Source organism: Methanomethylovorans sp. (assembly GCF_050177135.1).
Lineage (GTDB): Archaea > Halobacteriota > Methanosarcinia > Methanosarcinales > Methanosarcinaceae > Methanomethylovorans.
Genome location: NZ_JBFXHJ010000139.1, coordinates 1 through 5,715 on the forward strand (window position 1 = coordinate 1; position 5,715 = coordinate 5,715).

The following is a 5,715-nucleotide window of genomic DNA, read 5'->3' on the forward strand; positions in this document are numbered from 1 at the left end:
AAAGCATGGTGGAAGGCTGATCATAGTCAATAACATGCCTACACCGCTTGATGAGTACGCTTATCTCATATATCCTGACCTTGAAGAAGTGTTCAGGTACCTGGAAAAAGAGATCCAATAAGCATTTTATCTGTGGGATCAAGAGAAAGCTGATGGAAAAAATATAGTAGCCGGAAGCATCCGGCCATTTATTTTTATAGTTATTCTGTGGTCTCATCGTCCGTTCTGATGGCTGCAGCCAATTCCACCGGGGAGACAAAGATCCGTCCATCGCCGAACTTGCCGGTTCGGGCCGATCTGCGGATGATTTCTATGATGGGGCGGACATCTTCGTCCTTGACCACCATGTCTATCTCCATCTTGGGGATCATGTCCACTTCTATTTTCTTACCCCTGTATTGGAGGCATATCCCTTTCTGAGAACCTCTGCCCTTTACCTCGTATACTGTCATGGCGAAATATCCCTGCTCTGCCAGGGCGGCCTTAACGTCGTTAAGCATCTCCGGGCGTATGATCGCATTGATCTTCTTCATGATATCACCTCATCCCTTCGTGGATTCTCCATGCTGTGAGATGTCCAGTCCCACATATTCCTCGGTTTCTGTCACCCGCAGTCCCATGGTCTTGTCTACTATCAGGGCAATTATGTATGTTACCACGAAGGCGTATGAGATCGCAACACCGGCATCCAGAGCCTGTATAAGGAACTGGTCCACATTGCCGTATATGAGACCGTTCACACCTCCGATGGAAGCAGTTGCAAATATCCCTGTTGCAAGCGCGCCCCACAGACCGCCCATGCCGTGGATGGCCCAGGCGTCCAGGCTTTCGTCCAGACCCTTCTTCACACGGAAGAGCAGCATCCTGTAGCACAGCACGCCCGCGGTCCCGCCTATTGCTATCGCTGCCATGGGTCCGACGAATCCGCATGCAGGGGTTATTGCTACCAGGCCTGCCACGGCACCGCTTACCATTCCCAGGGAACTGGGCTTACCCTTTGCCCATGAAGCAAGCATCCAGGTAAGAGCACCGGAGGCCGCTGAAATGTTAGTTACTACAAAAGCGTTCGCTGCCAGACCGTTGGCTGCAAGTGCACTGCCTGAGTTGAAGGCGAACCATCCGAACCACAGGAGAGCGCCACCTATCAAGGTAAGTGAGATATTCTCCGCTTCCATGCTGAATTTGCCGAACCCCGATCGCTTCCCGATCACCAGGGCCAGAGCAAGGGCGCCGAATCCGGAACTAATGTGTACTACAGTGCCTCCTGCAAAATCCAGAGCTCCAAGCTGCGAAGCCCAGCCACCACCCCATGCCCAGTGGGCCAGGGGATCATATACAAGGGTAGTCCACAGCACACCCAGTACTATGAAAGAGCTTAGCTTTATTCTCTCTGCAACACCGGATGTGAGAATTGCAAGTGTGACGCCTGCAAATACCAGCTGGAACACCATGAACAGCATGTCAGGTATCCCTTCTCCGTCCAGTCCTACCCCATTAAGGCCAAAGTGCTCAAGGCTTCCTATAAAACCAGAGATGTCTGGTCCGAAGGCCAGGGAATAACCGGCTGTTACCCATTGAATGGTCACTACTGCAAATGCAATGAAAGACATTGCGATCATTGAAATGACATTCTTGTTCCTTACCATACCGCCATAGAACAAACCCACACCGGGGGTCATAAGCATGACCATGGCAGTACAGATCAGAATAAAGGCAGTATCGCCTGTATCAAGTGCCATTCAATAACACCTCTGTATCTGGCAAGAGCCTGTAAACAATATCCAGTCGGATGACCGGATGATCTGCAACATTATTTTGCCTATAAATGTCGATTCCATTTCCATACACCATTATAATTATTATTTTACTGTATTCTACAGTATGTATCCGTATTCCTACTTTATAATAGAAAAAGATTTTGGTAAATAGAAAACAGGATCATATCTAATTACTACTACAAAAAATATAGGGGTATGTTGAAGCTGATCAACTTCAGTTAAAAATAAAATAAGTAAAATTAACTAAAAATTTCTTAAATAGGTTAAAAAGAAAGAAAACACATCAACAAATGTGCAGAGAATGATCTCAGATCTTATTCAGAACAAGTTCTTTTGAGAGATATCTCAAAAACACCGTTCCTGCAAGTATGTACTGAGGTATTGGGATCAACTGGTACAGGCAGCTCCAATACTTTTGAGTATCCAAAGTTGGGTGCTATGACTACCAGCTCCAGTGCATCTGCAGAAGGAGAGAATTCCACATATTCTTCATCCACTCCAAGTTCTGCGGTCACGTACACCGTGTCTTCGGTTTCAAAGACCTCGACCACCGGCTCAGTATTATTGATATAGATGTCCCCTTCTTCATCATCCTCGTCCTCGGAAAAGGAGGAGTGGGCTATTTTGAAACCCTGTATATCAGGCTTTTCGCCGACCTTCTGGAAGATGGTATAGCCATAGATAAAGGACTCACCAAGGTCATCAGCATCTCTGGAGAACATGGACAGCAAGTGCTGAATGAGCTGTTCGATGTCCATGATCGGGCTCTTATCAAAATCCTCATCGAAAGAATGCTTTTTCTTGTCGTCCATATAATAGCTCCTTTGTAGGCTCTTAGCAAATCAAGTTGCTTGCCCACTTGTCCCCATTTGTTCTAATTTATACGAACAAGTGATATATAAAGGTATACTTTCGGCAGAGTTCTACAAGTGTAAACGCTGTATACCCCTATGTTAGTACATATCACAATACAATAAACATGTTTCGCCTTTAAGATCGGAATAAATGGTATATTCCCATAGGCCTATATCCATGCATGCAGAATACTGGTAGTGGAGTGGTTTTATGAAGATCGATACGAACCTTGCAGTCGAGCTGATAGACATCACAGACAATGTTCTAGAAGACGTGAACAAAAGCTCAATACGCAGTGGCATATGCGTGATAAGTACGCCTCACACGACCACTGCTATTGTCATTAATGAGAATGAACCGGGGCTGCTTTCCGATATGTTCACCCTGCTTAACAAGCTGGTGCCTCCGGGAGCAGGTTATGATCACGATCGCATAGACAACAATGCCGATTCTCACCTGCGGGCTATGCTCCTGGGGTCCAGTGAAACGATACCCATCGTAGACGGAAAGCTTGTACTTGGCACATGGCAAAGGATATTCTTCGTGGAACTTGACGGACCGCGTCAGAGAAAAGCCAATATCACACTGATAAGGCAAACGTAAAGCGCAGAAAAAACAAAAAAGGATTTCTGAAAACCCCGTTATTTGAAAATTGTCTAATAGGGCGTATATAATTTATCGATCAAAAAAAGAGGGTTATTAAAATCCTCTTTGATCTATTAGAACTCCCTATGTTATTGTTTTGATCCCTATCTATTTCTTACTGCAACACATTTTTAACGCAAAGTCGCAATGTCGCTAGGACGCAAAGCTTGGTATTACCCTTTGCTCCTTAGCGTTTTGGAGCCCTTGCGTTGATAAAAAATTGTGTAGATCAATTAAAAAAGAGGTTTATCGAAAATCTCAAAAGTATTTAACTGCTTATTCAGCAGAATAATAGCAGCGTTTGGGGGAGATGACCTTGCCTTCCTCTTTCAGGGAACTGATGATCTTACTCACTTCTTTGCTATCCATTCCGGTCATCTTGGCTATATCTCCAGGTCTCAATGGCTTTCCGGCATTCTTTAATGCATCAAGGACAATTTCTGTGTTATCGGTCATAGACTATCTCCATGGTACATTAGGTCAGTCATACATAAAAATATTAGGTTATCTGTATTGGTCACAGGCTTGCATCGTTTGTTAACTATGGACCTTTCATAGCATTGAGTTCAGGTAGGACCCTGTACTGCTTGGGAGAAAAGATCAGTTCGAACCTCGCTCCCTTACCCGGGACTCCTGTTTCCCTTATCCCAATACCAGTTATCGTTAGTATCGCTTTTGAAAGGAACAGGCCGTATCCTGAGGTAGAATTGCTTCTCTTGAACAGCTTCTTTTTGTCAGCAATGCCGATACCGTCGTCCTGGAACACCACCAATAAGCATCCTTCCTCCTCTACAGTGGTAATGGTGAGGTTAGTAGCCTTGCTGTGCTTGATGACATTGTTGGCCAGATTATAGAAAACTTTTCTTATCATAGGGTCTGTGAAGATCAAATAATCCCCAACTTCAATATGCAGATCTATTAATGCTTTATCCAGAGGGACCATGGCATTGAACATGACGTCCCGGAGATTGATCCACTGAGGAGCATTGATACCGATCTCCTGGTAATCTTTAGTGAACACGATGTGCCTCTCAATTGATGTTATGCTGGCCTTCATTCTCTGTAGCAGTCGAAGCGTCTCAGCGTCATTTATTCTTTCCATCACCAGGTACAGGTATCCCTCAAGGATCATTACCTGATTGATGATGTCATGGCGGGTAATGGAGCTAAGGAGATTCAATTTGGTGTTCGCCTGTCTGAGGGCCTCCTCCCTTTGCTCTTTCTCCGTTATGTCCTCTGCCACACCGTCCATAAAATCCATATTTGCATTGTGATCATAATGCGCTGTTAGAGTGAGCGAACAAAGGATCTCCTTTCCATCTCGTGTTTTAAATATAACCTTGCGGTTCTTTATTTTGCCTTCTTTTTGTAGCTCTTTCAATATCTTAGGGCGTTCTCCCGGATGAAGGTACAGGTCTGACGCAGATACATTCAACTGGTCTTGTTCATTAGCAATACCCAGCATCTTCCAGAAAGCCGGGTTAGCCTGAATTATATGACCATCTTCCCATGGCTCGGTCCTGAAAATACCGATATTGACATTCTCCACAAGGGTACGGTACTTTGTCTCACTTTCCTTTAACGCACGCATAGTCAGGCTCAGCTCACATATTTGCTCCTGTAGCTGAGGGTAGTAACTCTTTCTGTGCGAGGTTTCACCTAATCCTATGATCTTCTTTCGCAGACTATCCAGCCTGATGTCCTCTTCAGAGTGCGGCATGGTAAAGACTCTCAATATCCTCTATAGTGGCAGAACGAGGGTTTGTGGCCAGACAAGGGTCAAGGAATGCATTCTGACTGAGGAATTCAATGTCCTCTTCTCTGACCCCCATGTTATATAAGCCCTGTTTGATACTCAGCTGGTCTTTCATATTGCGCAGTTTGAGTATCAGACCATCTGGTCCGTTATTCTTTGATGGCCTCTTTCCAGACATAGCAGTCTCAAGAGCCCTGTATTTGTCCGGTACCTGGGAATAATTAAAGGCAACTACATGTTCCAGAAGCTGGGCGTTGCATTCACCATGCGGAGAGTCCAGGTAACCTCCCAGGCTATGGGCCATGGCATGCACTAGACCCAGGCTTGCATTGGAAAAAGCCAGGCCTGCATACATGCTTCCCAGCATTACCTGATCTCTTAACATGATATTTTCAGGAGCTGCGTACACTTTTGGAAGATTTTCCGCTAATAGTTTAGTTGCCTCTAAAGCATACATATCTGTCATGACAGAGGAAGCATTTGAAACGTATGCCTCAAAAGCATGGCACAGAGCATCCATGCCCGTGGCTGCGGTCAGTTCAGGGCTCATGGTAATGGTCATCTCAGGATCTATAAGTGCAAGGTCTGGTAGCATAATTTTGCTGACTATAGTGAACTTGCGTTTCTTCTGTTCATCAGTGATCACAGCGAATTGAGACACATCAGCAGAGGAACCGGCTG

6 protein-coding genes and 1 pseudogene are annotated in these 5,715 nt (G+C 45.2%); 1 reads left to right on the forward strand and 6 read right to left on the reverse strand.

All coding sequences use genetic code 11. The features are described from left to right. Window positions 1-200 precede the first annotated feature (200 nt). From AB7U21_RS09880 to AB7U21_RS09890, 3 genes are all read right to left on the reverse strand, one after another. Window positions 201-533, reverse strand: a complete 333-nt coding sequence (locus tag AB7U21_RS09880; protein ID WP_428388693.1) for a P-II family nitrogen regulator — start codon at window positions 531-533, stop codon at window positions 201-203. Window positions 534-542: 9 nt separating this feature from the next. After that, window positions 543-1,739: an ammonium transporter gene (locus tag AB7U21_RS09885; RefSeq protein ID WP_333787607.1), complete on the reverse strand. Its 1,197-nt coding sequence runs from the start codon at window positions 1,737-1,739 to the stop codon at window positions 543-545. A gap of 353 nt (window positions 1,740-2,092) precedes the next feature. Then, complete coding sequence (locus tag AB7U21_RS09890; protein WP_428388695.1) at window positions 2,093-2,590, reverse strand: Hsp20/alpha crystallin family protein; 498 nt, start codon at window positions 2,588-2,590, stop codon at window positions 2,093-2,095. A gap of 253 nt (window positions 2,591-2,843) precedes the next feature. Here AB7U21_RS09890 and AB7U21_RS09895 point away from each other — a divergent pair, with 253 nt between their 5' ends. After that, a complete protein-coding gene (locus tag AB7U21_RS09895; protein ID WP_428388697.1) occupies window positions 2,844-3,236 on the forward strand; it encodes a secondary thiamine-phosphate synthase enzyme YjbQ in 393 nt (130 codons plus the stop codon). Between the two features lie 318 nt (window positions 3,237-3,554). Here AB7U21_RS09895 and AB7U21_RS09900 read toward each other — a convergent pair whose 3' ends face one another. The 3 genes and pseudogenes from AB7U21_RS09900 to AB7U21_RS09910 form a co-directional block, all read right to left on the reverse strand. Further along, window positions 3,555-3,734, reverse strand: coding sequence for a helix-turn-helix domain-containing protein (locus tag AB7U21_RS09900; protein ID WP_333787604.1), 180 nt, complete (start codon window positions 3,732-3,734; stop codon window positions 3,555-3,557). 85 nt (window positions 3,735-3,819) lie between these two features. Then, on the reverse strand, window positions 3,820-4,998 hold the full coding sequence (locus tag AB7U21_RS09905; protein ID WP_428388700.1) for a PAS domain S-box protein: 1,179 nt from the start codon (window positions 4,996-4,998) through the stop codon (window positions 3,820-3,822). Continuing rightward, window positions 4,985-5,715: pseudogene (locus AB7U21_RS09910) on the reverse strand (L-threonine dehydrogenase); the annotation flags it as partial. The gene AB7U21_RS09905 and the pseudogene AB7U21_RS09910, both read right to left, overlap by 14 nt.